Source organism: Mesorhizobium sp. BR1-1-16, assembly GCF_020165495.1.
Taxonomy (GTDB): Bacteria; Pseudomonadota; Alphaproteobacteria; order Rhizobiales; family Kaistiaceae; genus Kaistia.
Window position 1 is genome coordinate 69,587 of record NZ_JAIUIE010000001.1, and the last position, 23,161, is coordinate 92,747.

General features: G+C 66.0%; 22 protein-coding genes. 15 read left to right on the forward strand and 7 right to left on the reverse strand.

Annotated features, from left to right (window positions below; all coding sequences use genetic code 11):
- Positions 1-125 precede the first annotated feature (125 nt).
- The 4 genes from LB518_RS00335 to LB518_RS00350 all read right to left on the reverse strand — a co-directional run bounded on the left by LB518_RS00335 (position 126) and on the right by LB518_RS00350 (position 4,878).
- Positions 126-1,883, reverse strand: coding sequence for an ABC transporter ATP-binding protein/permease (locus LB518_RS00335; RefSeq protein WP_224571769.1), 1,758 nt, complete (start codon positions 1,881-1,883; stop codon positions 126-128).
- 256 nt (positions 1,884-2,139) lie between these two features.
- Entirely contained in the window at positions 2,140-2,772 is a 633-nt protein-coding gene (locus LB518_RS00340; RefSeq protein ID WP_224571771.1) for a hypothetical protein, read from the reverse strand.
- Between the two features lie 101 nt (positions 2,773-2,873).
- Positions 2,874-3,884 (reverse strand): bifunctional riboflavin kinase/FAD synthetase, encoded by a 1,011-nt coding sequence (locus LB518_RS00345; protein WP_224571772.1) that lies wholly within the window; start codon positions 3,882-3,884, stop codon positions 2,874-2,876.
- Between the two features lie 121 nt (positions 3,885-4,005).
- Entirely contained in the window at positions 4,006-4,878 is an 873-nt protein-coding gene (locus LB518_RS00350) for a TIGR01459 family HAD-type hydrolase (RefSeq protein WP_224571774.1), read from the reverse strand.
- 159 nt (positions 4,879-5,037) lie between these two features.
- Here LB518_RS00350 and LB518_RS00355 point away from each other — a divergent pair, with 159 nt between their 5' ends.
- The 7 genes from LB518_RS00355 (at position 5,038) to groL (ending at position 11,726) form a co-directional block, all read left to right on the forward strand.
- On the forward strand, positions 5,038-6,495 hold the full coding sequence (locus LB518_RS00355; protein WP_224571776.1) for a sigma-54-dependent transcriptional regulator: 1,458 nt from the start codon (positions 5,038-5,040) through the stop codon (positions 6,493-6,495).
- A 120-nt stretch (positions 6,496-6,615) separates the two neighbouring features.
- Positions 6,616-7,200 carry a hypothetical protein gene (locus tag LB518_RS00360; RefSeq protein ID WP_224571778.1) on the forward strand — a complete coding sequence of 195 codons (585 nt, stop codon included), beginning with the start codon at positions 6,616-6,618 and terminating at the stop codon, positions 7,198-7,200.
- A gap of 102 nt (positions 7,201-7,302) precedes the next feature.
- Positions 7,303-7,917, forward strand: a complete 615-nt coding sequence (locus LB518_RS00365; RefSeq protein WP_224571780.1) for a CDP-alcohol phosphatidyltransferase family protein — start codon at positions 7,303-7,305, stop codon at positions 7,915-7,917.
- On the forward strand, positions 7,914-8,888 hold the full coding sequence (locus tag LB518_RS00370; RefSeq protein WP_224571782.1) for a phosphatidate cytidylyltransferase: 975 nt from the start codon (positions 7,914-7,916) through the stop codon (positions 8,886-8,888). Before LB518_RS00365 ends, LB518_RS00370 begins: the two co-directional genes overlap by 4 nt.
- Positions 8,889-8,896: 8 nt before the next feature.
- Positions 8,897-9,544: a lysophospholipid acyltransferase family protein gene (locus tag LB518_RS00375; protein ID WP_224571784.1), complete on the forward strand. Its 648-nt coding sequence runs from the start codon at positions 8,897-8,899 to the stop codon at positions 9,542-9,544.
- Positions 9,545-9,711: 167 nt separating this feature from the next.
- Positions 9,712-10,026: a co-chaperone GroES gene (gene groES / locus LB518_RS00380; protein WP_073051528.1), complete on the forward strand. Its 315-nt coding sequence runs from the start codon at positions 9,712-9,714 to the stop codon at positions 10,024-10,026.
- 59 nt (positions 10,027-10,085) lie between these two features.
- On the forward strand, positions 10,086-11,726 hold the full coding sequence (groL, locus tag LB518_RS00385; RefSeq protein WP_224571785.1) for a chaperonin GroEL: 1,641 nt from the start codon (positions 10,086-10,088) through the stop codon (positions 11,724-11,726).
- A 70-nt stretch (positions 11,727-11,796) separates the two neighbouring features.
- Here groL and LB518_RS00390 read toward each other — a convergent pair whose 3' ends face one another.
- On the reverse strand, positions 11,797-12,552 hold the full coding sequence (locus tag LB518_RS00390) for a DeoR/GlpR family DNA-binding transcription regulator (RefSeq protein WP_224571787.1): 756 nt from the start codon (positions 12,550-12,552) through the stop codon (positions 11,797-11,799).
- Between the two features lie 125 nt (positions 12,553-12,677).
- On the opposite strand from LB518_RS00390, the gene LB518_RS00395 reads away from it, so the two are divergent.
- Positions 12,678-13,046: a TIR domain-containing protein gene (locus tag LB518_RS00395; protein WP_224574221.1), complete on the forward strand. Its 369-nt coding sequence runs from the start codon at positions 12,678-12,680 to the stop codon at positions 13,044-13,046.
- A gap of 21 nt (positions 13,047-13,067) precedes the next feature.
- Here the strand turns inward: LB518_RS00395 and LB518_RS00400 are convergent, their stop codons facing one another.
- Positions 13,068-13,544, reverse strand: coding sequence for a nucleoside deaminase (locus LB518_RS00400; protein WP_224571789.1), 477 nt, complete (start codon positions 13,542-13,544; stop codon positions 13,068-13,070).
- A gap of 55 nt (positions 13,545-13,599) precedes the next feature.
- On the opposite strand from LB518_RS00400, the gene LB518_RS00405 reads away from it, so the two are divergent.
- From LB518_RS00405 to LB518_RS00420, 4 genes are all read left to right on the forward strand, one after another.
- The gene (locus LB518_RS00405) at positions 13,600-15,312 is read left to right on the forward strand and encodes a pseudouridine synthase (RefSeq protein WP_224571791.1); all 1,713 of its coding nucleotides are present in this window, start codon (positions 13,600-13,602) and stop codon (positions 15,310-15,312) included.
- Positions 15,293-15,856: a 16S rRNA (guanine(966)-N(2))-methyltransferase RsmD gene (rsmD, locus tag LB518_RS00410; protein ID WP_224571793.1), complete on the forward strand. Its 564-nt coding sequence runs from the start codon at positions 15,293-15,295 to the stop codon at positions 15,854-15,856. Before LB518_RS00405 ends, rsmD begins: the two co-directional genes overlap by 20 nt.
- Before the next feature lie 75 nt (positions 15,857-15,931).
- On the forward strand, positions 15,932-17,344 hold the full coding sequence (locus tag LB518_RS00415; RefSeq protein ID WP_224571795.1) for a M16 family metallopeptidase: 1,413 nt from the start codon (positions 15,932-15,934) through the stop codon (positions 17,342-17,344).
- A gap of 21 nt (positions 17,345-17,365) precedes the next feature.
- Positions 17,366-18,709 (forward strand): M16 family metallopeptidase, encoded by a 1,344-nt coding sequence (locus LB518_RS00420; protein ID WP_224571797.1) that lies wholly within the window; start codon positions 17,366-17,368, stop codon positions 18,707-18,709.
- Positions 18,710-18,719: 10 nt separating this feature from the next.
- Here the strand turns inward: LB518_RS00420 and LB518_RS00425 are convergent, their stop codons facing one another.
- Entirely contained in the window at positions 18,720-20,534 is a 1,815-nt protein-coding gene (locus LB518_RS00425; RefSeq protein WP_224571799.1) for a monovalent cation:proton antiporter-2 (CPA2) family protein, read from the reverse strand.
- Positions 20,535-20,713: 179 nt separating this feature from the next.
- On the opposite strand from LB518_RS00425, the gene LB518_RS00430 reads away from it, so the two are divergent.
- Genes LB518_RS00430 through LB518_RS00440 form a run of 3 tightly spaced genes read left to right on the forward strand, consistent with a single transcriptional unit; the run spans position 20,714 to position 23,147 of the window.
- Complete coding sequence (locus LB518_RS00430; protein ID WP_224571801.1) at positions 20,714-22,051, forward strand: TldD/PmbA family protein; 1,338 nt, start codon at positions 20,714-20,716, stop codon at positions 22,049-22,051.
- On the forward strand, positions 22,038-22,862 hold the full coding sequence (locus tag LB518_RS00435; protein WP_224571802.1) for a 3'(2'),5'-bisphosphate nucleotidase CysQ: 825 nt from the start codon (positions 22,038-22,040) through the stop codon (positions 22,860-22,862). Before LB518_RS00430 ends, LB518_RS00435 begins: the two co-directional genes overlap by 14 nt.
- A gap of 48 nt (positions 22,863-22,910) precedes the next feature.
- Positions 22,911-23,147, forward strand: a complete 237-nt coding sequence (locus tag LB518_RS00440; RefSeq protein WP_224571805.1) for a DUF4170 domain-containing protein — start codon at positions 22,911-22,913, stop codon at positions 23,145-23,147.
- The last annotated feature ends 14 nt before the right edge of the window (positions 23,148-23,161 follow it).

Here is a 23,161-nt window from a genome sequence, read left to right on the forward strand (position 1 = left end):
TAGCTGACCGCTATCTACAGCATTTGGATTGTCTCTGAAAACTACCCGACGAACTACACACTGTTCAATTTTAGTGGACGATCTCGTGATCGCCTGTGAGGGCAGCCACGAGATGTCCTTGAGGATCAGGCAGGGATTGTTGTCGGCGCGGCGTCTTCGATCAGCGTATGCATGCCTTCGTCCGCGCCGATGAGGCGGAGGAAGCGCTGATGCAGCGGCACGAGGCTGGAGCGATGGCCGATCGAGACGACGGTCGTCTCCGGTAGGCGATCGGCGATGAGCTTGTAGATATCGGCCTCGCCGGCCTCGTCGAGCGCGCTGGTCGCTTCATCGAGCAGCAGCCAGTCGGGCTTCGCCAGCAGGGCGCGCGCAATGGCGATTCGCTGCTGCTCGCCGCCCGAAAGCCGATTGCCCCAATTGGCCGGCTCGTCGAGCTCGGCCAAAAGCCGCGCGAGGCCGACGGCGCCGAGCACATCGCTGACGTCCGAATCGGAGATCGCCTCGGGCTCGCGCGGATAGGCGAGGGCGGCCCGCAGCGTACCGAGCGGCATATAGGCGTTCTGCGGCAAGATGAGCAGATCGGCATTCTCGGGGATATGCACGCCGCCGCCGCCGAACGGCCAGATGCCGGCGAGCGCCCGGAAGAGGCTGGTCTTGCCCGATCCGGACGGGCCGGTGACCAGCACGCTCTCACGCGGCTGCAGCGTCAATTCGGGCACCTCGACGACCGGGCGGCCATCCGGCAGGCGCACGACGAGATTCTCGATGGCGAGGCTGGCGGCGCTGTTGTCGGCGGCAAGCTTCGGGCCCTGTTCGGCCTCGGCCTCCACGGTGACCAGCGAACGGTCGAAGCCATCAAGACGATCGACGACGGCCTTCCAGTTGGCCAGTGTGTCGTATGCTGTGACGAAGAACGAAAAGGCGGCCCGCACCGTGCCGAACGCCGATGCGGTCTGCATCAGTCCGCCGAGGTCGGTGGTTCCGGCGAAATAGAGCGGGCTCAGCACGAAGAATGGGAAGATGATCGCGATCTGGCCGTAACCGCTCTGAAAGAAGTTCAGCCATTTCTGGCGCAGCATGAGCTGAAAGAAATTGCCGACGACGTTCTGGAAGCGCCCACCGAGCTGCGCGCGTTCCGCCGGCTCGCCTTGCAGCAGGGCGATTTCCTCGCCGTTTTCGCGGTCCCGCACGAGCGCGAAGCGGAAGTCTGCTTCATAGCGCTGCTGCATGAAGTTGAGATGCACCAGCGGCTTGCCGATCCAGTGCGCGAAGAATGTGCCGACGATCGCATAGGCCAGCGACGTCCAGACGAGATAACCGGGGATGTAATAGCTCTGCCCGAAAAGCACGAGCGGCTTGTCGGAGGAGAGGCCCCAGAGAATGAAGATGAACGAGACCAGCGTGACGATCTGTCCAAGCATCGCAACGCCGATGGATAGCGTTCCGTCGACGAATTGCTGCGTATCCTCTGCGATACGCTGATCCGGGTTGTCGGCCGCGTTCTCAGAAAGGCGCATCCGGTAGTGCCGGGCTCCGCCCATCCAGCGGCCGAGATAGCGCCCGACCATCCACTCCCGCCAGCGGATGCGCAGCCATTGCGACATGTAGGTCTGGTAGACGCCGGAGAGAATCGAGAGCGCCGCGATCCAGCTGAAGACGAAGAAGAGCTGGTAGGCGAAGGCGTCCCAGTTCTTGTTCTGCAGCGAATTATAGAAATCGTTGTTCCACTTGTTGAAGCGGACGTCGAGCCATACGCCAAACAGCTGCAGGCCGATGACGATGGCGAGCATGCCGAGCGCGAACCATTTCTGCTCGGATTTGAAATAGGGGACGGCTAGCCGCGCGATCGTCCTAAAGGCATCGCGGATGGCGCTCAGCTTCATCGTCGGCTCCGATATCAAGGGCAGGACGGGTCACTATGGGGATCGTCGTCTGTCGGCGTGCTTGCCGGAACATTACCGGAAGATGACAGCCGCGTCCGCGCGGTCGCCGCGTGGCGTCGTGATGGGCAGGACTGCTGGCAGGTTTCGGTCTTGCCGCCCGGATCGGGAACGGCAGGTCGAATCGGGAACGGCCGATCCGCGATGACGCGGACACCGGAGCGCGGCGATTCGAGAAGTTCGCCGTGGTGGCTCCGGCCTAGAAAGGCCAGAGCTTGGTGATGTCGAACTTCTTCATCTTGGCCTTTGGCGGATCCGACATCGGCGCATTCGGATCGGGCTCGCGATAGGCGACCGGCGGCTCGGTCAGATATTTGCGGACCGGATTGCCATTGGCGTCAACCGAGCCGCGCTTGCTCTTGTGCAATTCGTCCCAGGCCTGCTTGCCCTCGGCGCGACGCTGCGCGTCATAGGCATTGGCGCTCGCCTGCGCATTGCCGATCGATGTCTGGCCGGCGGGCAGGATGAAATTCGGCGACGGCTTGCCGAACGAGGCCTGCTTGGCCTGCTTGCGCTGCTGCGCATCGACATCGGGATCCTTCGGCCAGTTCGGGTCGGATTCGACCGAAGCCACGGCTGTGGTTGTGGCCGCAGAGCCCGGCACCGGCAATGTGCTGGCATTGGGCGGTGCCACGATATTGCCGCGCGGCCGATAGTCGATCGGCGGCGCCTTGCTGCCGCCAAGGCTGGCGATGCCCATCAGGTCGGACACCGTCTGCTGCTCGGGCGAGATACCGGTGCCATAGGTCGTGCCCGAACAGGCAGCGACGAGGCCGGCCAGGATGCTGATGGCCGGCAGGGCGGCAAGACGCGGAATGCTGAATGCGAGCATGTCGACGGGTTACTCCTCGGCGCCCGACGGTGGACGCAGCATGATCGCCGCAGTTTAGGACGATGAAACGGGCAAAATTCCGGCACGCGTGTGCGGCCGTTCTAAGCGATCGTTTCTCCCTCGGCAACATCGCTGCTGCCCGCGAGGCGCAGATCGACATCCGAGCCGGGCCCGGCGGCAGCCAGAATGGCGCGCGCGGCCAGTGAATCGAGGTCCATCTGCGCGATGAGCGCGTCGATCGAGGTAAAGCGCTCCTCGCCACGCAGGAAGGCGTGAAACGTGACCGCGACCGTCTCGCCATAGAGATCGCCCGCGAAATCGAACACATGCGCTTCGAGGATCACAGCGCCATTGTCGAAAGTGGGCCGGCGGCCATAGCTCGCCACACCGGGAAGGACGGTGCCGTCGGCGCGCGTCAGTGTGACCGCATAGATGCCGAGTGCCAGGCCGCAATCGGCGGCGAGGCGGATATTGGCCGTCGGATAGCCGAGTTCCCGTCCCCGCTTGTCGCCATGCTGCACGGCCCCGACTACAAACCAGCGATAGCCAAGCTCGTCATTCGCGAGCGCGATATCGCCTTCTTCGAGCAGGCTGCGGATGCGGCTCGCCGAATAGGGGGCGCCGAATGCGTCCGTGACAGCGCCGACCACCGTCGTGGTGAAGCCGTGCCGTTCGCCGGCGCTGGCAAGGAAAGCCGGCGAGCCCAGCCGGTCGTGCCCGAACTGGAAGTCGTGCCCGACGACGACCGCCGTGATGCCGAGCCGCTTGACGAGCACATCGGCGACGAACTCCTCGGCGCTGACATTCGCGAATTCGGTGTCGAACTTGGCGACGACCACGCCGTCGAGACCGAAGGCGCCGGCCAGCCTCGCCTTGGCATCGAGCGGCGTCAGGCGGAACAGAGGTTCACCGGGACGCAGCACCGTGCGCGGATGCGGCTCGAAAGTCAGCATCAGCGCCGGAATTCCGCGGGCATCCGCCTCGTTCCGGCTGGCGGCGAACAATGCATGATGGCCGCGATGCATGCCGTCAAAATTGCCGATGGCGAGCGCGGCGCCGCGCAGCCGTGCCGGGACATCGTCGAGCGGGATGAGGGGAGCCGCCGTCAGCATCGGTCCGCCGTCGAGATCCTGAGTGAAAGGGCCGGCGCTCCGACGGCGCCCATGCGCAGCGGAAACTGGCCGCTGGGCGCGTGTCCGTCAAGGCGGCGCGAGACCGTCATGCGCACGGTTCTCACCAGATGAGCCCCGGCAGGAAGGCCGTGGCTCCGAGGCCTTCGTCGGCGAGAAACCGGTGCACCGCCGCGATATCAGGCGCATCGGCCGGTCCGAAATGGCCGGAATGGATGCCGCCGGTCACGAACAGAACATCGATGTCGTGGCGGAACGCGCCCGCAAGGTCGGTCGGCGCGCCATCGCCGATCGCCAGGACTCGGTCGCGGGCCACCGGGCCGCCGCGGATCGCGGCGACGCGTTCGAGGGCCGCCTCATAGATCGGCGCGTGCGGCTTGCCAGCGACGGACGTCGATCCGCCAAGCGCTGAATAGCGCGCCGCCAGCGCACCGGCGCAGTAGACCAGCTGGTGGCCCCGCTCGACCACGATGTCAGGATTGGCGCAGATCATCGGAAGCCCGCGCACCGCCAGAGCCGCAAGCTCTGCCTCATAATCTTCAGGCGTTTCATGAATGTCGTCCCGCAGCCCCGTGCAGCAGACGATCTCGGCCTCCTCCACGCTCGAAAGCGGCAGGTCGAGGCCGTCATAGAGCGTCAGGTGCTGGGCCGGCCCGATATGGCGCAGCCGGGCAGGCGCCTTCTCGGCCAGAAGTGCGCGCGTGACGTCCCCCGAGGTGACGATCGCATCATAGGATGTCGCGGCAACGCCGAGTTCGGCAATCTGCTCGATGATGAAGGGACTGGTGCGCGGCGCATTGGTGATGAGGACCACGGTCCCCCCGGCAGCGCGGAACGCCGCCAGAGCTTCACGCGCGGGCGGGAAGGACGCCATGCCGTTATGCAGCACGCCCCAGACATCACACAGCACCGCGTCGTAGCGCGGCGCCAGGGAAGCGAGACCCGGCACGGGGCCGGGCGCAGAATAATTGGCCATGCGAAGCGCCTATTGGTTTGCAGCGCGAGGGTCAAGCAGAACGCGGATGGTTCCAGCGCGATTATGCATTGTTGCATTGCAACAATATTGCTGCAATGCAACACAAATTTGGAACTCTTTGTTTACCCTGTTCTGCCAGTCTCCATTGCGACAGCGGGAATGCCGCGTCGGAAGAGGGGTCTTCCTGAAATGGGGTTTGTCGGCGGCTCGCAAGGGCCCGTCCAGATTGTGATCGTCGATGCCGATCCGGTGCAGCGCCGGATCGCCGCCGGCCACGCAAGCTTGCTCGCTGGCACGAGCGACGCGCCTGTGGCGTTCGCGACGCGTGCGGAGGCAATCGGCATGCTCGCCAGCGACAAGCGCGCCGTGGTGCTCGCCGATCTCGAAACCGTGGGCGGCGTCGAGGCCCTGACGATCTTCGCTGAAGGCTCCTCGCGGGTGATCGCCACCAGCGCGCGCGGCTCGCTGAATACGGCGGTTGCAGCGATGCGGGCTGGCGCCGTCGATTATCTGCAGAAGCCTTTCGGTGCCGCCGCTCTCATCGAGCGGCTGGAAGCGGCCATCAGGGCCTGGGACTTCAGAGTCGCCCCTGAAGCGGAGAAGCCTGAAGCGACGGGGCCGGCCGGTGCCACCGAGCCGCAACGCGAAGGCTTCGAGAATTTCGTCGGGCGTTCCCCGGCCATGCTCACGGTGTTCGAACAGATCGAGCGCATCGCGCCGTCGCGTGCGCCCGTGTTCATCACCGGCGAGAGCGGCACCGGCAAGGAAGTCTGCGCCGAGGCGCTGCATGCGCGCTCCGGCCGGGGCGGCAAGCCGTTCATCGCCATCAATTGCGGCGCGATCCCGAAAGATCTCATGGAAAGCGAGATCTTCGGCCATGTGCGCGGCGCCTTCACAGGCGCGACTGAGACGCGGGCCGGTGCGGCCGAGCTCGCCGATGGCGGCACGCTGTTTCTCGATGAGATCGGCGAGATGGATCTCGGCCTGCAGGCCAAGCTGCTGCGCTTCATCCAGAGCGGCACGGTACAGCGGGTCGGCGATGCCGCCGTGCGCCGCGTCGACGTGCGCATCGTCAGCGCCACCAATCGCGATCCCTTTGCCGAGATCGCGGCCGGGCGCTTCCGCGAGGACCTGTTCTATCGGCTGCATGTCCTGCCGATCCACATGCCGCCGCTGCGCGAGCGCGGCGAAGACATCCTTCTGCTCGCAAGCACCTTCCTCTCCCGCTATGCCGCCGAGGAAGGGCGCTCGTTCCGCGGCTTCGCTGCCGATGCTGCCGAGCGGCTGATCCATCATCCCTGGCCGGGCAATGTTCGCGAACTCCAGAACGCGATCCGCCGGACCGTGGTGCTCAATCATGGCGGCGAGGTTGCGGCCGCAATGCTTCCGGCAACGATTCGCAGCAGCGCCGCGCCCGGTCTCGTGGAAGAGTCGCCGAGCCCGCCCCGCCGGGACGCCGCGCCGATCATGCCGTTCTGGGAGCAGGAGCGCTCGATCATCGAAAGCGCCGTCGGCGCCTTCGCGGGCAATATCGCACGCGCGGCTGCTGCGCTCGAAATCAGCCCTTCGACGATTTATCGCAAGCGTCAGGCCTGGCAGGAAAAGCGGACGGCCTGAGCCGACCTCGGCCTTTCATGCTCAGCCACCGAAATGCTTGCGCCAGGCGTTGCGGGACGGCATGTTCCGCCTGAACGGGCTGTTCTTGGGCGTGTTTTTGCGCCTTGCGAGGGGTGGGTCATGAGGTCAAGGGCGTCCCGGCTTTCCGGGATCGCGGCGGCGGGTGCGTTCGTGCTCGCCATGTCGGGGCTGGCGGCAACGGCCGGCGAAATCGCCAGCAAGGCGAGCGAAGCCGAGACGCTGCTGGGTGAGGGCAAGCTGCCCGAGGCGGTCGATGCGCTCGACGCGTCGGTGGAAGCCTTCTGGAAGGTAGCGCCGCTCTCGTTCCGCAAGGCACTGTTCGTCGACAGCGTCACCGGCTTCGGCGAATACCAGCCTAGGGCCGATTCGACCTTTGCGCCGAAGACCGAACTGAAGATCTACGCCGAGCCGGTCGGCTTCGGCTGGAAAGAGGTCCCTGACGGCGAGACCGTCACATTCCGGACCTCGATCGAGATCCGCAGCGAGAAGGGGCTGATTCTCGCCAAGTCGGCGTCGCCGGCGGTGCTCCAGAAGACCAGCCGAAGCAAAAGCCGCGATTTCCACATCACAGTCACCTTCGATCTGCCCGCTCTGAAGCCGGGCGCCTACAGATTGATCCTGACCGTCACCGATGAGGCGACCGGCAAATCCGCTCCGATCGAGCTACCACTGACTATTTCCTGAGGACAACGAGTGAGCGCATGTGATGTCGCTCACTGCGCCCGACCGGCAACCATGGTGGAGACGGTCGTCCGCCGGCTGTCCCGGGAACCATCGGGAGCCTCCATGGCAAGCGTCTATGATTTGAAGCCGCGTTTCCAGGCGCTGCTGCGTCCACTCGTTCGTCAACTGGCGCGCGCCGGCATCACCGCCAATCAGGTCACCCTTGCCGCGGCGCTGCTGAGCATCGCGGCCGGCGTGGCTCTCGTAGTGTTTGCGGGCAGCCGCGCCAGCCTCCTGCTGATGCCACTCGTTCTCTTTCTGCGCATGGCGCTGAATGCCATCGACGGCATGCTCGCGCGCGAGCATGGGCAGAAATCCCGGCTCGGCGCGCTCCTGAACGAGATCGGCGACGTGGTGTCAGACGGCGCGCTCTATCTCGCGCTGGTGCCCGCCTTGGCGCCCTTCGGCGCAGCGCCAGCGCCAATCATCTTCTTCGTCTTCGCGGCCATGCTGACCGAATTCACAGGCGTGCTCGGTCTGACGATCGGCGGCTCGCGGCGCTATGACGGCCCGATGGGTAAGTCGGACCGCGCCGCCGCCATTGGCTTCCTCACCTTCATTCTTGCCATCGGCGTCCGTGGCGGAGTCTGGGTGGATATCGTCATGATGCTGCTGGCGCTTCTCGCGGTGTGGACGTCGGTCCGACGCGCCCGAGCCAGCCTTGGAGAAGCCTCATGAGCGGCCAGACTATGATTGATTTCCTGGCTGGGCGCGGTGTTCCCGTCCCACTCGCCGCAACCATCGCCGTCATTCTGGCCGGGCTCGTTTTCGCGTCGGTGTTTGTGCGTCTGCGGCGGCCGGCCGATGAAGCCGGCGCCGCCAAGCGGCGCGAGTTGAAGGCGCGAATCCGCTCCTGGTGGGTGATGGTGACGATCCTCGTCGCCGCCCTCCTGGTCGGGCGGACCGCGATGGTCGTCCTGTTCGCTTTTGTGAGCTATCTGGCGCTCAAGGAATATCTGACCATCATCCCGACCCGCCGCGCTGATCGCGTCGTGCTGCTCATCGCTTACCTCGCCGTGCCCATCCAGTATTACTGGGTTGGCACGGCCTGGTACGGCATGTTCGTCATCTTCGTGCCGGTCTATATGTTCCTGATCCTGCCGGGCGCACTCGTGCTGCGCGGCGAGACCAGCGGCTTCCTGAAGGCGGCGGGTACGCTGCATTGGGGGCTGATGATCGCTGTGTTCGCGCTCAGCCATGCGGCCTATCTGCTCGCCGTCCCGCCGCCGGGCTCGCATGAGGGCACAGGAGCCGGCCTCCTCGTCTTTCTCATCGTGGTGACCGAATTCAACGATGTCGCGCAGTTCATGTGCGGACGGAAGTTCGGCCGCCGCAAGATCACGCCGAAGGTCTCGCCCAACAAGACCGTCGAGGGCTTTCTCGGCGGGCTGGTCGCGACTGTCCTGCTTTCGGCAGTGCTGGCGCCCCAACTGACGCCGATCACGATGCCGGCCGGCGCCGCGATCGGGGCGCTTCTGGCCGTTGCCGGCTTCTTCGGCGACATCGTCATGTCGGCGATGAAGCGCGACCTCGGCATCAAGGATACAGGCACCATGCTGCCCGGCCATGGCGGCATTCTCGACCGCATCGACAGCCTGGTCTTCACGGCGCCGCTGTTCTTCCACACTGTCCGCTACTTCTATTTCTGAGCGACGGCATGCGTCTCCATCTCCGCTCGCTCCTCCGACTGCTGTTCTTCGCGCTGGTCGTCAGGCCGTTCCTGCTGATCGCGATCGGCCTTGCCGTGCGTCATCCCGAGCGGCTCCCCAAGAACGGACCGCTGATCATCGCGGCCAATCACAACAGCCATCTCGATACGCTGGCGCTGATGGCGCTGTTCCCGCTGCGCCGGCTTCGCCGCGTTCATGCCGTGGCAGCCGCCGACTATTTCCTGCAGAACCGCTTCCTGAAGTGGTTCGCGGTCGATCTTCTCGGCATCATTCCTGTCGAGCGGGGGTCGGGCAAGGGTGGCAAGGACCCGCTGGCCGGCGCGCTCGAAGCGCTCGACCGCGGCGAGATTCTCATCATCTTTCCGGAAGGGTCACGCGGGGAGCCGGAACTGCGCCAGGCTTTCAAGCGCGGCATCGGCTACATCGCCCGCAGACGGCCGGATGTTCCGGTGCTGCCGGTGTTCCTGCGCGGGTTCGGCCGTGTGCTGCCGAAGGGCGATCATCTTCCTGTCCCATTCTTCTGCGACATCGTCGTCGGCGCCCCGATGCAGGGCGTGGGCGAAGGCTTCATGCAGCGGCTGGAAAAGGCCGTCGACGACCTCGCCGCCGAGACGCCAAGCCCTGAATGGGTGTGAGTGCGGCGAACAAAAATGCGGCCCGGATTTCACCCGCGCCTTGACATTCCGACCCCCGCCTCCTAGATCGACTGCGCACGTTGGCACTCGCCTATCGGGAGTGCTAACAGCCCAGTTCACCTGAGGTTCCGCTTGGAGCGGAATTTTCACGCGAGGAGAAAATTACGATGGGTTTCCGTCCTCTGCATGACCGCGTTGTCGTCCGTCGCCTTGAAGGCGAAGAGAAGACCAAGGGCGGCATCATTATCCCGGACACCGCCAAGGAAAAGCCGCAGGAAGGCGAAGTCGTCGCCGTCGGCCCGGGCGCCCGTGACGAGGCCGGCAAGCTGGTCGCTCTCGACGTCAAGGCTGGTGATCGCATCCTGTTCGGCAAGTGGTCGGGCACGGAAGTCAAGATCGACGGCGAAGATCTCCTGATCATGAAGGAGTCTGACATTCTTGGCGTGATCGAGACCAAGGCTGCCGGCAAGAAGGCCGCGTAAGGTTCACTCCTTAGCGCGGTTTTTTATTGTCCAGTTAGCATAACAAGGGAGCAGGCCACATGGCTGCCAAAGACGTAAAGTTCTCCGCCGATGCGCGCGAAAAGCTGCTGCGCGGCGTCGACATCCTCGCCAACGCCGTCAAGGTCACGCTGGGTCCGAAGGGCCGCAATGTCGTGATCGAGAAGTCGTTCGGCGCGCCCCGCATTACCAAGGACGGCGTCTCCGTCGCCAAGGAGATCGAGCTCGAGGACAAGTTCGAGAACCTCGGCGCGCAGCTGCTGCGCGAAGTCGCCTCGAAGACCAACGACAAGGCCGGTGACGGCACGACCACGGCGACCGTTCTCGCCCAGTCGATCGTCAAGGAAGGCGCCAAGGCCGTTGCGGCCGGCATGAATCCGATGGACCTGAAGCGCGGCATCGATATGGCCGTGACTGAAGCCGTCAAGGATCTCGAGAAGCGCTCGAAGAAGATCAAGACTTCGGAAGAAGTCGCTCAGGTCGGCACCATCTCCGCCAATGGCGAGAAGGAAATCGGCCAGATGATCGCTTCGGCGATGCAGAAGGTCGGCAACGAGGGTGTCATCACCGTCGAGGAAGCCAAGACCGCCGAGACCGAGCTCGAAGTCGTCGAGGGCATGCAGTTCGACCGCGGCTACCTCTCGCCCTACTTCATCACCAATGCCGAGAAGATGGTCACGGAACTCGATGATCCGTACATCCTCCTGCACGAGAAGAAGCTCTCGAACCTGCAGGCGATCTTGCCGGTGCTCGAGGCTGTCGTTCAGTCGGGCAAGCCGCTCCTGATCATCTCGGAAGACGTCGAAGGCGAGGCTCTGGCCACGCTCGTCGTCAACAAGCTCCGTGGCGGCCTCAAGGTCGCAGCCGTCAAGGCTCCGGGCTTCGGCGATCGCCGCAAGGCCATGCTTGAGGACATCGCGATCCTCACCGCTGGCCAGGTGATCTCGGAAGACCTCGGCATCAAGCTCGAGAACGTCACGCTTGCCATGCTCGGCCGCGCGAAGAAGGTCACGATCTCCAAGGAGAACACGACCATCGTCGACGGCAGCGGCAAGAAGAAGGAAATCGAGGGCCGCGTCGCGCAGATCAAGGCGCAGATCGAGGAGACTTCCTCGGACTACGACAAGGAGAAGCTCCAGGAGCGTCTCGCCAAGCTCGCTGGTGGCGTCGCCGTCATCCGCGTAGGCGGCTCGACCGAGGTTGAGGTCAAGGAGCGCAAGGACCGCGTCGACGACGCGCTCAATGCGACCCGCGCGGCCGTTGAAGAAGGCATCGTCCCCGGTGGCGGCGCTGCTCTCTTGCGCGCCAAGAAGGCCGTCGAGAAGCTGAAGTCCGACAATTCGGACATCGAAGCCGGCATCAAGATCGTGCTTCGTGCGCTTGAGGCTCCGATCCGCCAGATCGCCGAGAATTCCGGCGTCGAAGGCTCGATCGTCGTCTCCAAGGTCCTCGAGAACAAGTCGGACACGTTCGGCTTCGACGCCCAGAACGAAGAGTTCGTCGACCTGGTTCTCGCCGGCATCATCGACCCGACCAAGGTCGTCCGCACGGCGCTGCAGGACGCGGCTTCGGTCGCTTCGCTGATCGTCACCACCGAGGCGCTCATCGCCGATCTGCCGAAGCCGGCTTCCGGCGCTCCGCAGATGCCGGGCGGCGGCGGCATGGGCGGCATGGACTTCTAGGAAGTCCGATCTCCCAAGAGTTCAGGAAGGGCGCGGCGCAAGCCGCGCCCTTTTTGTTTTGCGGTTGGCCTCAAGCTTCCGTCACGGCAATGCTGTCGCGTGAGAACGGCGCGAGCGTTGCCTTTTCCTGCCCGCTCTCGACGATCATGCCGGACAGCGCCGCGACAGGCGCGACGAGGAAAGGCGAGACGGCGCCGATCTTCTCGGAGGATACCAGCGCGATCGTCTCGGCGGCCTGGCCCATCAATTGCCGCTTGATCGCGGCCTCCTCGATATCGCCGGTGGTCAGCCCCGCTTCGGCGTGGATGCCCGTGACGCCGAGGAAATAGATGTCGGCCCGGATGCGGGCGATCTGTTCAGCGGCGATGGCCCCGACCGCGACGATTGAATGGCGGAAGAGCCGTCCGCCGATGATGATGACCTCGACCGCCTGATGCGGCATCAGCGCCAGGGCCGTGCTCGGCGCATGCGTGACGATCGTCGCGCGGAGGCTAGGTCGAAGATGCCGGGCAACTTCCAGCGCCGTGGTGCCGCCGTCGAGGATCACGACCTGGCCGTCCTCGACCATCGCCGCCGCCGCGCGCCCGATCGCCCGCTTTCCGTCTGGGCCGATCGCCTGTCGCGCGGCGAAATCGGCAACGCCGGGGCTCGCCGGCAGTGCGCCGCCATGGACCCGTTGCAGCAGGCACTCTCCGGCCAGCTCGCGCAAATCGCGCCGGATCGTGTCTTCCGAGAGGCCGAGTTCCTGGCTAACGGTCTTGGCGACGACACGGCCGTCGCGCTTCAGCATGTCGAGGATGTGGCGTTTGCGCTCGCTGGTCAGCACGGCATCGATCCCTGCACGATATTGCACGAAAACACACAATCGCGTATAAACGCGGATGTTCGTGCAATCCTGTGTAGAGAAAGCTGTTGCCCATGTCGACAAAGTCCGCGCCTGCCGCCGTACCCATGATCATCCTCGTCGCCGGTCCCTATCGTTCGGGGACGGGGGATGATCCTGCCCGCATGGCCGCCAATCTCCGAACGCTCGAAGCGGCGGCATTGCCGCTGTTTCGCGCCGGCCATATCCCGCTGATCGGCGAATGGCTGGCCCTGCCTCTCATGGCGGTCGCCGGATCAACCGCGATCGGCGATGCCGTCTATGAGGAGATCGCCTATCCGGTCGCCCATCGGCTGCTGCCGCGCTGCGATGCTGTGCTGCGCCTTCCGGGCGAGTCCAAGGGCGCCGATCTCGACGTGAAGATCGCCCGCGAGCGCGGCCTCAAGGTCTATCACCGCATCGCGGACGTGCCAGGTTGCGCCGTGCCGTCCATCTAGTTCGTGCAATTTCGTGCAGAGTTATCGACGCTGCCTGAAAAAGTCGCGCAGCAGCGCCGATGCCGCGCCTGCGGCGATGCCGTCATAGACCTCGGGCGCGTGGTGGCAGGTCGGCTGGCTGTAGAGGCGAACGCCGCTTTCGACGGCTCCGCCTTTCGGATCGGTCGCCGCATAATAGAGGCGTCGGATACGGGCGAACGAGATCGCCGCGGCGCACATCGGGCAGGGCTCCAGCGTCACATAGAGGTCGGCGCCGACGAGCCGTTCCGAGCCCAGCTTTGCCGCAGCTTCGCGGATGACCAGCATCTCGGCATGAGCGGTCGGATCCTTCAGCTCCAGCGTGCGGTTTCCGGCGCGGGCGATGATGATGCCATCGAGCACGATGACCGCGCCGATCGGCACTTCGCCGCGTTCAGCGGCCAGCCTTGCCTCGGCGAGCGCCTCCGCCATCGGCGAAGGGGCCGTTTCGCCGGTCGGCTCCTGCGTCTCATCGCTCATGCCGTCTCGCCTCGCTGGCGGCGCTCTGTTAAGGAAGCGGCCGAGGTGATTACCCATGAAGCCGCCGAAGAAACGCATAGACGACGCCGCCGCCCATCGCCAGAGCAGCGCTGAGGCCGAGACGGAGGGCGAACGCATCGCCAAGGTGCTGGCCCGCGCCGGGCTCTGCTCGCGCCGCGATGCCGAACGCTGGATCGAGGACGGCCGCGTCGCGATCAATGGAACGGTCCTGACGACGCCTGCGGTCAATGTCGGCCGCAAGGACAAGGTGACCGTCGATGGCGTGCCGCTGCCGGCGCGCGAACGCACGCGGCTGTGGCTGTATCACAAGCCGCGCGGCCTCGTGACGACGGCGCGCGATCCCGAGGGGCGCCCGACGGTGTTCGATGCGCTGCCGGAGCATATGCCGCGCGTTGTCGCGGTCGGCCGGCTCGATATCAACACCGAGGGACTGCTGCTGCTGACCAATGACGGCGGTCTCGCCCGCGTGCTGGAACTGCCCTCCACCGGCTGGCTGCGCCGCTATCGCGCCCGCGCCTGGGGCGAGGTGCTGCAGCCCGATCTCGACAGGCTCAAGGACGGCGTCACCATCGACGGTATGCTCTATGGCGCCATCGATGCCCAGCTCGAGCGCATCCAGGGTAGCAATGTCTGGGTCGCGCTGGCGCTGCGCGAGGGCAAGAACCGCGAGGTCAAGAATGTGCTCGCTAATCTCGGCCTCGACGTCAACCGCCTGATCCGCATCTCCTATGGCCCGTTCCAGCTTGGCGATCTGCCTGAGGGCGAGGCGGTCGAGATCAAGGGCCGCGTGCTGCGCGACCAGCTCGGCCAGAAGCTTGCCGACGAGGCCGGCGCCGATTTCGATGCGCCGCTCCGTGAAACCGGGCGGCCATCCCGTGCTTCGCAACGGTCTCAGGATGCGGAGACTGCCGACCGGGATCAGGAACGGCCGGCTGGCCGTGAACGGCCGCAGCGGCGCGAGCGCGTCGAGCCGGAGGGGGATCATCGCCTGAAGCGGCCGAAGCCTGCAGCCTCGCGCCTGCGCGAGACGACGCTGGAAGAACCGGCCCGCCCGGCGCGCGGGGGCCGTGTCCGTTCGGAGCGTCCCATTCCCACGGCAGAAGGCGAGGGGCGGGGCGATCGGCCCCGTCGCGGTCCCGGCCGTATCGACAGCGAGGCTGCTGCCACGCCGCGCGGTTCCGTCCGTGCCGAGCGCGGCACGCGCGGCCGGGCGCGCTTCGAGCATCCCGCCCCAGAAGCGGATGAAGGCAAGCCGGCTGAAAAGCCGCGTGGTCGTTCAGGTTCGCGTTCTCAAGAGGATCGCCCGCGGTCGCAGCGCCATGGCGAAGGCCGACTGACGGCCGGCAAGCCTGTCGGCGCGCGTCCCGCCCGCAGCGAGCGGCCGCAGACATCGCGCCCTGCGCGCTCCGGCGCCGGCGAAAAGCCCTCCCATGGCGAGCGTCCGCCGCGCCGTGAGAAGCCGGCCGGCGGCGAGCGCGCCTCCTATGGCGACAAGCCCGCTTACGCCGACAAGCCCTGGCGAAACGAAAAGCCAACGCGCGGCGGCGACAAGCCGGCGCGCGGCGACCGCCCATCGCGTGACGACGCGCCGCGCGGCAAGCGGCCGGGCTTCAAGGGCGCTGCGCCCGGCGCCGGCCCTGCCGGTGACAAGCGGCCCGGCGGACGCGGTCCCGGTCGTCCGAAGACGCGGGGCACGGATGGCGGCGGCGGTTCGACGGGAGGTGGCGGTGCGAATCGTCGGAGGTGAGTGGCGCGGCCGCACGCTGGGCGCGCCGAAGAGCCAGGCGATCCGTCCAACCTCCGACCGCCTGCGTGAAAGCCTCTTCAACGTGCTCGCGCATGGCTATGACCACAAGGTGGCCGGCGCGCGCGTGCTCGACCTCTTCGCGGGGACGGGCGCGCTCGGCCTCGAAGCGATGTCGCGCGGCGCCAGCTATGCACTCTTCGTCGATGAGGGCGTCGAGGCGCGTGGCCTGATCCGGCAGAACATCGAGACACTTGGACTGACAGGCCGGACGCGACTGTTCCGGCGCGACGCCACCAAGCTCGGACCGGCCGGCACTGTCGCTCCCTTCGATCTCGTCTTCGCCGATCCGCCCTATGATCGGGGCCTCGGCGAGCCGGCGCTCGCGTCGGCAGTCGCGGGGAATTGGCTGGCGCCCGGCGCGCTTATCGTGCTGGAGGAAGCGGCCGACGTGATCATCGAACCGGTCGATGGCCTCGAACGGGTCGAGCGCCGCGAGGCCGGCGACACGCAACTGCTGTTTTTCCGATTCGCCGACCGCAGCTGATATTTTCCTCGCCTCGCCGTTAAGACTATCCTAGGCTTTGTGTCCGGGGGCAGTGGTAACGCGTGTCGAGGACTGATGGACCAGCGTAGCTTGATCCCTGACCGAACCCGCTTTTTGGCGGCGCCGCACCTGTTCATCGCCCTCCTTGTCGTCGTCTGTCTTGCGGGTTTCGCAAGGACGCCGGCCTTTGCCGACGAACCCGTCCGCATCGCGCCCGACGCGACGACCTTCACGCTCGACAACGGCATGCAGGTGGTGGTGGTCCCGGATCACCGGGCACCGATCGTCACCCACATGGTCTGGTACAAGATCGGTGCTGCCGACGATCCGCCGGGCAAGTCCGGCATCGCTCATTTTCTTGAACACCTGATGTTCAAGGGTACCAAGGCGCATCCGGCCGGCGAATTCTCTTCCAAGGTTTCCGAAGGCGGCGGCCAGGAGAATGCCTTCACCACGGCCGACGCCACAGCCTATTTCCAGACGATCGGCAAGGAACGCCTCGGCACGGTCATGGCCTTCGAGGCCGACCGCATGGAGGGGCTTGATCTCTCGGAAAAGACCGTCCTGTCGGAGCGCGACGTCATTCTTGAGGAACGGCGGATGCGGATCGACAACGATCCCGGCGCTCTGCTCGGCGAGGCGATGAACGCCGCGCTGTACCAGAACCATCACTACGGCATCCCCACCATCGGCTGGATGCAGGAGATGCAAGGCCTGACCGCAGCCGATGCGCTGGCGCAGTACCGCCACTACTACACGCCCAACAATGCCATCCTGGTTGTCGCCGGCGACGTCACGCCGGAGGAAGTGCATCGCCTCGCGGATGTCACATTCGGCAGGGTGCCGCGCCGCTCGGAACCTGGTGAGCGCAACCGGCCGAAAGAGCCGCCGCCGCTCGCCGCGCGCTCGGTCGATCTTGTCGATTCGCGCGTCAGCCAGCCGTCCTGGCAGCGCGACTATCTGGTGCCGTCCTACTCGTCAGGCAAGCCCGGCGAAGCCGAGGCGCTCGACGTGCTTGCCGATATTCTTGGCCGCGGCACCACCAGCCGTCTTTACCGCGCTCTCGTGATCGACCAGGGGCTCGCGACGTCCGCCGGCTCTTATTACAGCGGCGAGGCGCTCGACTATGGCCGCTTCGGTGTCTATGCCAGCCCACGCGGTGACGTGCCGCTCGCCAAGCTCCAGACGGCCGTCGATGCTGTGATTGCCGACATTCGCGACCATGGCGTCACGGCCGAGGAGCTTGCATCGGCCAAGCAGCGGACGCGGGCCCAGGCCATCTACGCCCAGGACAGTCAGGCGATGCTCGCCCGCATCATCGGCATGGCGCTCGCGACCGGTCAGCCGCTCGACGCCGTTCAGGGCTGGCCCGCCCGCATTGGCGACGTCACGGTGGAAGATATCTCGGCCGCCGCGAAAACCTTTCTTGACGTACGCCGGTCTGTGACTGGTACGCTGACCCCCGCACCGGCCGAAGGCCGCAGCTGATACGAACGGAGATCGACCTTCATGGCCAAGCTTCTCGTCCGCCTCGGCATGGCCGTATTCGGCCTTCTGGTAATTATTCCCGCGAGCCAGGCCATGTCGATCCAGAAGGTCGTTGGCCCGCCCGGTGTCGAGGCCTGGCTGGTCGAGGACTACACGGTCCCGATGATCGCGATGGACTTCGTGTTTGCCGGCGGCGCGGCACAGGACCCTGCCGACAAGCCGGGTGTCGCCAATATGCTGTCGAGCCTGCTCGACGAGGGGGCGGGCGCCATGAAGAGCGCCGCCTTTCAGAAGGCACTCGATGATCGCTCGATCAGCATGAGCTTCGATGCTGGCCGCGACGGGTTCTACGGAGATCTGAAGACGTTGTCGGAGAATCGCGACGAGGCCTTCGGCCTGCTCGCCGCTGCGTTGCAGGCGCCGCGCTTCGACACCGAGCCGGTCGAGCGCATTCGTGCCCAGATCGCGGCGAGCATCAAGAACGACGCCAGCGACCCGCAGGCGGCGGCAACCCTTGCGGTCTGCGCCAAGGCCTTCCCCAACCATCCCTATGGCCGGCCGCTTGACGGCACGTCCGACAGCCTCGCTGCCATTTCGCGTGACGATCTCGAGGCCTATCGCAGTCATGTCTTCGCCCGCGACAATCTCAAGGTCGCTATCGTCGGCGCGATCAGCCCCAAGGACGCGACTGCGATGCTGGCACGCGTCTTCGGACCGCTGCCGGACCGCGCGCAGCTGACGCCCGTTGCCGACATCGTGCCGCAGGCCGGCATCATCGCCATCGACCAGCCCAATCCGCAGACGCTGATCCGCTTCGGCGGGCCAGGCATCAAGCGCAACGATCCCGATTTCATGGCGGCTTATGTCGTCAATCACATCCTCGGCGGCGGTACGATGTCGTCGCGGCTCTACACCGAGGTCCGAGAGAAGCGCGGTCTCGCCTATACGATCTCGACCTCGCTGGTAACGCTCGCCCACGCAGATGCCTTCGCCGGTGGAACCGCGACCCGGGCCGATCGCGCGCCCGAGACAATCGCGCTGATCAAGGATCAGATTGCCCGCTTCGCTGCTGAAGGCCCCACCGAGGCGGAACTCGCCAAGGCCAAGAGCTACATGATCGGCTCTTATGCGCTGCGGTTTGATTCATCGAGCAAGATCGCGCGCCAGATCCTCGGCATCATGGTCGACAATCTCGGCATCGACTATGTCGAGAAGCGCAACAGCCTGATCGAGGCTATCTCCATCGATGATGCCCGCCGCGCGGCTCGCCGCCTGTTCTCCGAAGGCACCACGATGGTGGCAACGGTTGGACCGGCCAAGACGAAGACGGCGACTGCGGAAACGTCGGTCCCGCCGCAGCTCTGAGCGGCGCGGACTATTCCGCCGCCTCGGCGGTCGCCTTTTCGGCGGCCTCGTTGAGCGCCTTGGACCGCCGCTTGGGTTCGACCAGCGGCTCCGGCTTCAGTTTGCCTTGGATGTCCGTGTAGGAGATCTTGCCGCCGCTCATCTGGATGGCGAGGCGCGCCGCCTCGCGTTCGCGGATCGTCTCCGCAACGTCAGCGATATGGCTTTCGTCATAGCCGAGGCCTTCGAGCGACTTCATGCCGAAGGTGAAGGCCGACTCATAGGTCTCGCGGATCTCGAAATCGACGCCCTGCTGGCGCAGTTTCAAGGTGTGCTGGCGGTCATAGGAGCGCACATAGAGCTTCGAAAGCGGGAATTCCGAACGGATCAGCTCGACGATCAGGTCGGTCGATTCCCGTTTGTCCGTGCAGACCACGACGAGGTCGGCATGTTCGATGCCGGCTGCGCGCAGCACGTCGAGCCGCGTTCCGTCGCCATAATAGACCTTGAAGCCGAACCGCGCCGCGCTCCGCACCATGTCGGCGTCCGAATCGATCGCAGTCACGTCGATGCCTTCGGAAAGAAGGAACTGCGCGGTGATCTGGCCGAAGCGGCCGAAGCCGATCATCAGGACGCGCCCTTCGAGCCCGTCGGCAACGTCGAGATCGTCGACATTGGGCTTCGGCTCCGGCAGCCACTTCAGTGCCATCACGGTGAGCGGCGTCAGCGCCATCGAGATGATCACGGTCGCGGTCAGGATGGCATTGGTGCGGCCGTCGATGATGCCGGCGGTGGTTGCGGCGGCATAGAGCACGAAGGCGAATTCGCCGCCCTGCGCCATCAGGGCCGCGCGCGACAAGGCCTCCTTGCGATTGGCGCGGAAGAGCCGGGCGATGCCGAAAATACCGATCGCCTTGACGATCATGTAGCCGATGACGGCGGCGAGGATGATGTGCCAATCCGAGACCAGCACGCCGAGATCGAGCGACATGCCGACGCCCAGGAAGAAGAGGCCAAGCAGGATGCCGCGGAACGGTTCGATATCCGCCTCGAGCTGATGGCGGAAACTCGATTCCGACAGCATCACGCCGGCGAGGAATGCGCCCATCGCCATGGAGAGGCCGCCGAATTGCATCGCCAGCGCCGATCCGAGCACGACGAGCAGCGCCGCGCCTGTCATCACCTCGCGCGCATTAGCGCCCGCAAGGATACGGAACATCGGATTGAGCAGCCAGCGTCCGGCAGCGACCAGCGCCGCGACGCAGCCGAGCGCGATCAGGCCCGAGAGCCAGAAGGGTTGATGCGCGTCGCTGCTCGTCGCGGGTCCGATCAGGACCACGATCGCCAGCAGCGGCACGATCGCAAGGTCCTCCAGCAGCAGGATCGAGACGATGCGCTGGCCCGAGGGCGAGGCGGTGTCACCGCGCTCGTCGAGAAGCTGCATCACCGTCGCAGTCGACGTCAGCACGAAGCCCATGCCGGCGACGAAGGCGGCGGCGAGCGGTAACCCGACCGCGACGCCGATCAGCGTCAACAGAGCGCCGCAGGCGACGACCTGTGCGAGGCCGAGGCCGAAGATCTCGCGTCGGAGTCCCCAGAGCCGCGTCGGCCGCATTTCGAGGCCGATCACGAACAGGAACATCACGACGCCGAGTTCGGCGACATGCAGGATTGCCTGTGGGTCGGTGAAGAAGCCAAGCCCGAACGGCCCTATGGCGACGCCTGCGGCGAGATAGCCGATGACCGAGCCGAGGCCGATCCGCTTGAAGATCGGCACGGCAACGACCCCCGCTCCAAGCAGGACAACGAGCTGGGCGAGGTCGGCGCCCTGGACTTCGGCAGCCATCAAAAGGTCTCCGTCGCGTGAGGTCATACGATGGGGCGAGGTCGTGCCGGATGCAAGCCGGATGCCGGCTCCCGGCGTGCGCTGCTGGAGCTCCTCGATGCGTCGCGCGCTGCCTTGCCGCAAGGGGTTGTTCCAGAACGCCCCGATGCCTACTAGAGGGGGAACACGGAGACCACGTGATGACAGCCCTTCCGGACCAGTCCCGCCTCGTCGATCGCGCCGCCGCGCTGGTTGAGGCCGCCCGCCGCGCCGGCGCCGATTCCGCCGATGCCTTCGCCGTCCGTCGCGTCGGTCTTTCGATCGATATCCGCAACGGCAAGGTCGACGAGACGACACGCTCGGAAAGCGACGACGTGGCGCTGCGCGTCTTCATCGGCAAGCGCCACGCCAGCGTCTCGACCAATGGTATCGCCCCGCCCGACGAACTGGCCGCGCGCGCGGTGGCGATGGCGCGGGTTGCGCCGGAAGACCAGTTCGCCGGCCTCGCGCCCGCGGATAAGCTCGCCAAATCCTGGCCTGATCTCGACCTGATGGATTCTTCGATCCCCGATCCTGACATGCTCACCGAGCGTGCGCGGGCGGCAGAGGCGGCGGCCCTCGCGGTCAGCGGGATCTCGAAATCGGGTGGCGCTTCTGCCGGCTGGGGCCTGACCGGCGCGGTGATCGCAACGTCGCACGGCTTTTCCGGCGCCTATCTCGGCTCGCGCAGCAGCGTCTCGATGACGGCGATCGCCGGCGAGGGCACGGGCATGGAGCGCGACTATGACGGCGACTCCAAGGTCTATGCGAGCGACTTGCGCGCGCCCGAAGCGATCGGCCGCGAAGCTGCGGAGCGGGCGGTACGCCGACTCAACCCAGCCCGGCTGCCGACGGGACGCGGCCACGTCGTCTATGATCCCCGTGTCGCCGTCAGCCTGATCGGCCATCTCGCCGGTGCGATCAACGGCGCCGCCATCGTGCGCAAGACGAGCTTCCTGCAGTCGGCGCTCGGCACCGCGGTTTTCGCGCCTGGCATCCGCATCAACGATGATCCGCGCCGCCTGCGCGGCCTCGGTTCACGGCCGTTCGACGGGGAGGGCGTCGCCTCCGAAGCGCTCGACCTCGTTGCGGATGGTGTATTGCAGACCTGGCTGCTCGACAGCGCCACGGCACGCGAACTCGGCCTTGAAACGAATGGCCGCGGCTCGGGCGGCGGCGGCGGCCCGCACACGACCAATATGACGCTGCTGCCGGGCGCGGTCAGTCGCGACCAACTGCTCGCCGATATCGGCGAAGGCGTCTATGTCACCGAGCTCATCGGTCACGGCGCCAATGGCGTGACCGGCGACTACAGCCGCGGCGCCGGCGGCTTCCGCATTTCCGGCGGCAAGCTGGCCGAGCCGGTGTCCGAGATCACCATCGCCGGCAATCTCAAGGACATGTATCGGCGGCTCATCGTGGCCGACGACCTCGAATATCGCTACGCGTCCAATGCGCCGACCGTCGCGATCGAGGGGATGATGATTGCCGGACGCTGACGCCGCCTCACTTGCCGAGGATCTCGCGCTGATCTCGGCGGCGGCCATCGAGGCGGGCCGCATCGCGCTCGGCTTCTTCGGCAACAATCCGCGCGCCTGGACCAAGGGCGGCGATTCGCCGGTCACCGAAGCCGACATTGCCTCCGACCGCTCGCTCCATGCCGCGCTGACCGCGGCTCGGCCCTCCTATGGCTGGCTGTCCGAGGAAAGCGCCGACACGCCGGAGCGGCTTGGCCGAAGCCGCGTCTTCGTCGTCGATCCGATCGACGGGACGCGTGGCTTCATGGAAGGCAATATCGACTGGTGTGTTTCGGTCGGGATCGTCGAAAAGGGGAGGCCGCGCGTCGGCGTCCTCTTCGCGCCGGCGCGGCAGGAGCTGTTCGAGGCGACGCGCGGCGGCGGCGCGCGGCTGAACGGCGCGACGATCGCCTCGTCCAGGCCTGCCGAAGGCGCGGCCCTGCATTTCGCCGGCCCTCTCCGGCATATGCGGGCGTTGTCCGGTGCGGGCTTTGAAGTCGCCGATCGCCGTGTCACGCCCTCGCTGGCCTATCGGCTCGCGCTGGTTGCCGCCGGCCGCATCGACATCGCAACGGCATCCGGAGATGCACGTGACTGGGACCTTGCGGCAGCAGACCTTTTGGTGCACGAAGCAGGCGGAACGCTGTGCGATGCGGAAGGCGCGCCCATCCGCTACAATCGGCCTGATCCGCGCCATCCCGCGCTGATCGCGGCGTCGCCGAAGCTCGCGGCCGAGGCTGTAGGGCCTGTCGCCGGAGCCGAGGCTGCCGCCGCGCTGCTCAGGCGTTCCTGATCGGGTGGCTTCACCCGGATGTGATTGTCGCAAAGGAGATCGGCGAAGATGCCGGAGACCAAGAAACAGCTCCTCCATCTGGTGTTCGGCGGCGAGCTCAGCTCCGTCGACGCGGCCGATTTCGCCGACCTCTCCAAGCTGGACATCGTCGGCATCTATCCCGATTACAAGACCGCCTATGACGCCTGGAAGCAGGCTGCGCAGGGCACGGTCGACAGCGCCCAGACGCGCTATTTCATCGTGCATCTGCATCGCCTGCTCGATCCAGATGCGACCGGCGCCTGATCGGTCCCCGCGGA

Excerpts from the sequence above, each read along its gene's own strand:
- LB518_RS00335 (WP_224571769.1), bottom strand. The coding sequence starts at position 1,883 with ATGAAGCTGAGCGCCATCCGCGATGCCTTTAGGACGATCGCGCGGCTA.
- LB518_RS00340 (WP_224571771.1), bottom strand. The coding sequence starts at position 2,772 with ATGCTCGCATTCAGCATTCCGCGTCTTGCCGCCCTGCCGGCCATCAGC.
- LB518_RS00345 (WP_224571772.1), bottom strand. The coding sequence starts at position 3,884 with ATGCTGACGGCGGCTCCCCTCATCCCGCTCGACGATGTCCCGGCACGG.
- LB518_RS00350 (WP_224571774.1), bottom strand. The coding sequence starts at position 4,878 with ATGGCCAATTATTCTGCGCCCGGCCCCGTGCCGGGTCTCGCTTCCCTG.
- LB518_RS00355 (WP_224571776.1), top strand. The coding sequence starts at position 5,038 with ATGCCGCGTCGGAAGAGGGGTCTTCCTGAAATGGGGTTTGTCGGCGGC.
- LB518_RS00360 (WP_224571778.1), top strand. The coding sequence starts at position 6,616 with ATGAGGTCAAGGGCGTCCCGGCTTTCCGGGATCGCGGCGGCGGGTGCG.
- LB518_RS00365 (WP_224571780.1), top strand. The coding sequence starts at position 7,303 with ATGGCAAGCGTCTATGATTTGAAGCCGCGTTTCCAGGCGCTGCTGCGT.
- LB518_RS00370 (WP_224571782.1), top strand. The coding sequence starts at position 7,914 with ATGAGCGGCCAGACTATGATTGATTTCCTGGCTGGGCGCGGTGTTCCC.
- LB518_RS00375 (WP_224571784.1), top strand. The coding sequence starts at position 8,897 with ATGCGTCTCCATCTCCGCTCGCTCCTCCGACTGCTGTTCTTCGCGCTG.
- groES (WP_073051528.1), top strand. The coding sequence starts at position 9,712 with ATGGGTTTCCGTCCTCTGCATGACCGCGTTGTCGTCCGTCGCCTTGAA.
- groL (WP_224571785.1), top strand. The coding sequence starts at position 10,086 with ATGGCTGCCAAAGACGTAAAGTTCTCCGCCGATGCGCGCGAAAAGCTG.
- LB518_RS00395 (WP_224574221.1), top strand. The coding sequence starts at position 12,678 with ATGATCATCCTCGTCGCCGGTCCCTATCGTTCGGGGACGGGGGATGAT.
- LB518_RS00400 (WP_224571789.1), bottom strand. The coding sequence starts at position 13,544 with ATGAGCGATGAGACGCAGGAGCCGACCGGCGAAACGGCCCCTTCGCCG.
- LB518_RS00405 (WP_224571791.1), top strand. The coding sequence starts at position 13,600 with ATGAAGCCGCCGAAGAAACGCATAGACGACGCCGCCGCCCATCGCCAG.
- LB518_RS00415 (WP_224571795.1), top strand. The coding sequence starts at position 15,932 with ATGGACCAGCGTAGCTTGATCCCTGACCGAACCCGCTTTTTGGCGGCG.
- LB518_RS00420 (WP_224571797.1), top strand. The coding sequence starts at position 17,366 with ATGGCCAAGCTTCTCGTCCGCCTCGGCATGGCCGTATTCGGCCTTCTG.
- LB518_RS00425 (WP_224571799.1), bottom strand. The coding sequence starts at position 20,534 with ATGGCTGCCGAAGTCCAGGGCGCCGACCTCGCCCAGCTCGTTGTCCTG.
- LB518_RS00430 (WP_224571801.1), top strand. The coding sequence starts at position 20,714 with ATGACAGCCCTTCCGGACCAGTCCCGCCTCGTCGATCGCGCCGCCGCG.
- LB518_RS00440 (WP_224571805.1), top strand. The coding sequence starts at position 22,911 with ATGCCGGAGACCAAGAAACAGCTCCTCCATCTGGTGTTCGGCGGCGAG.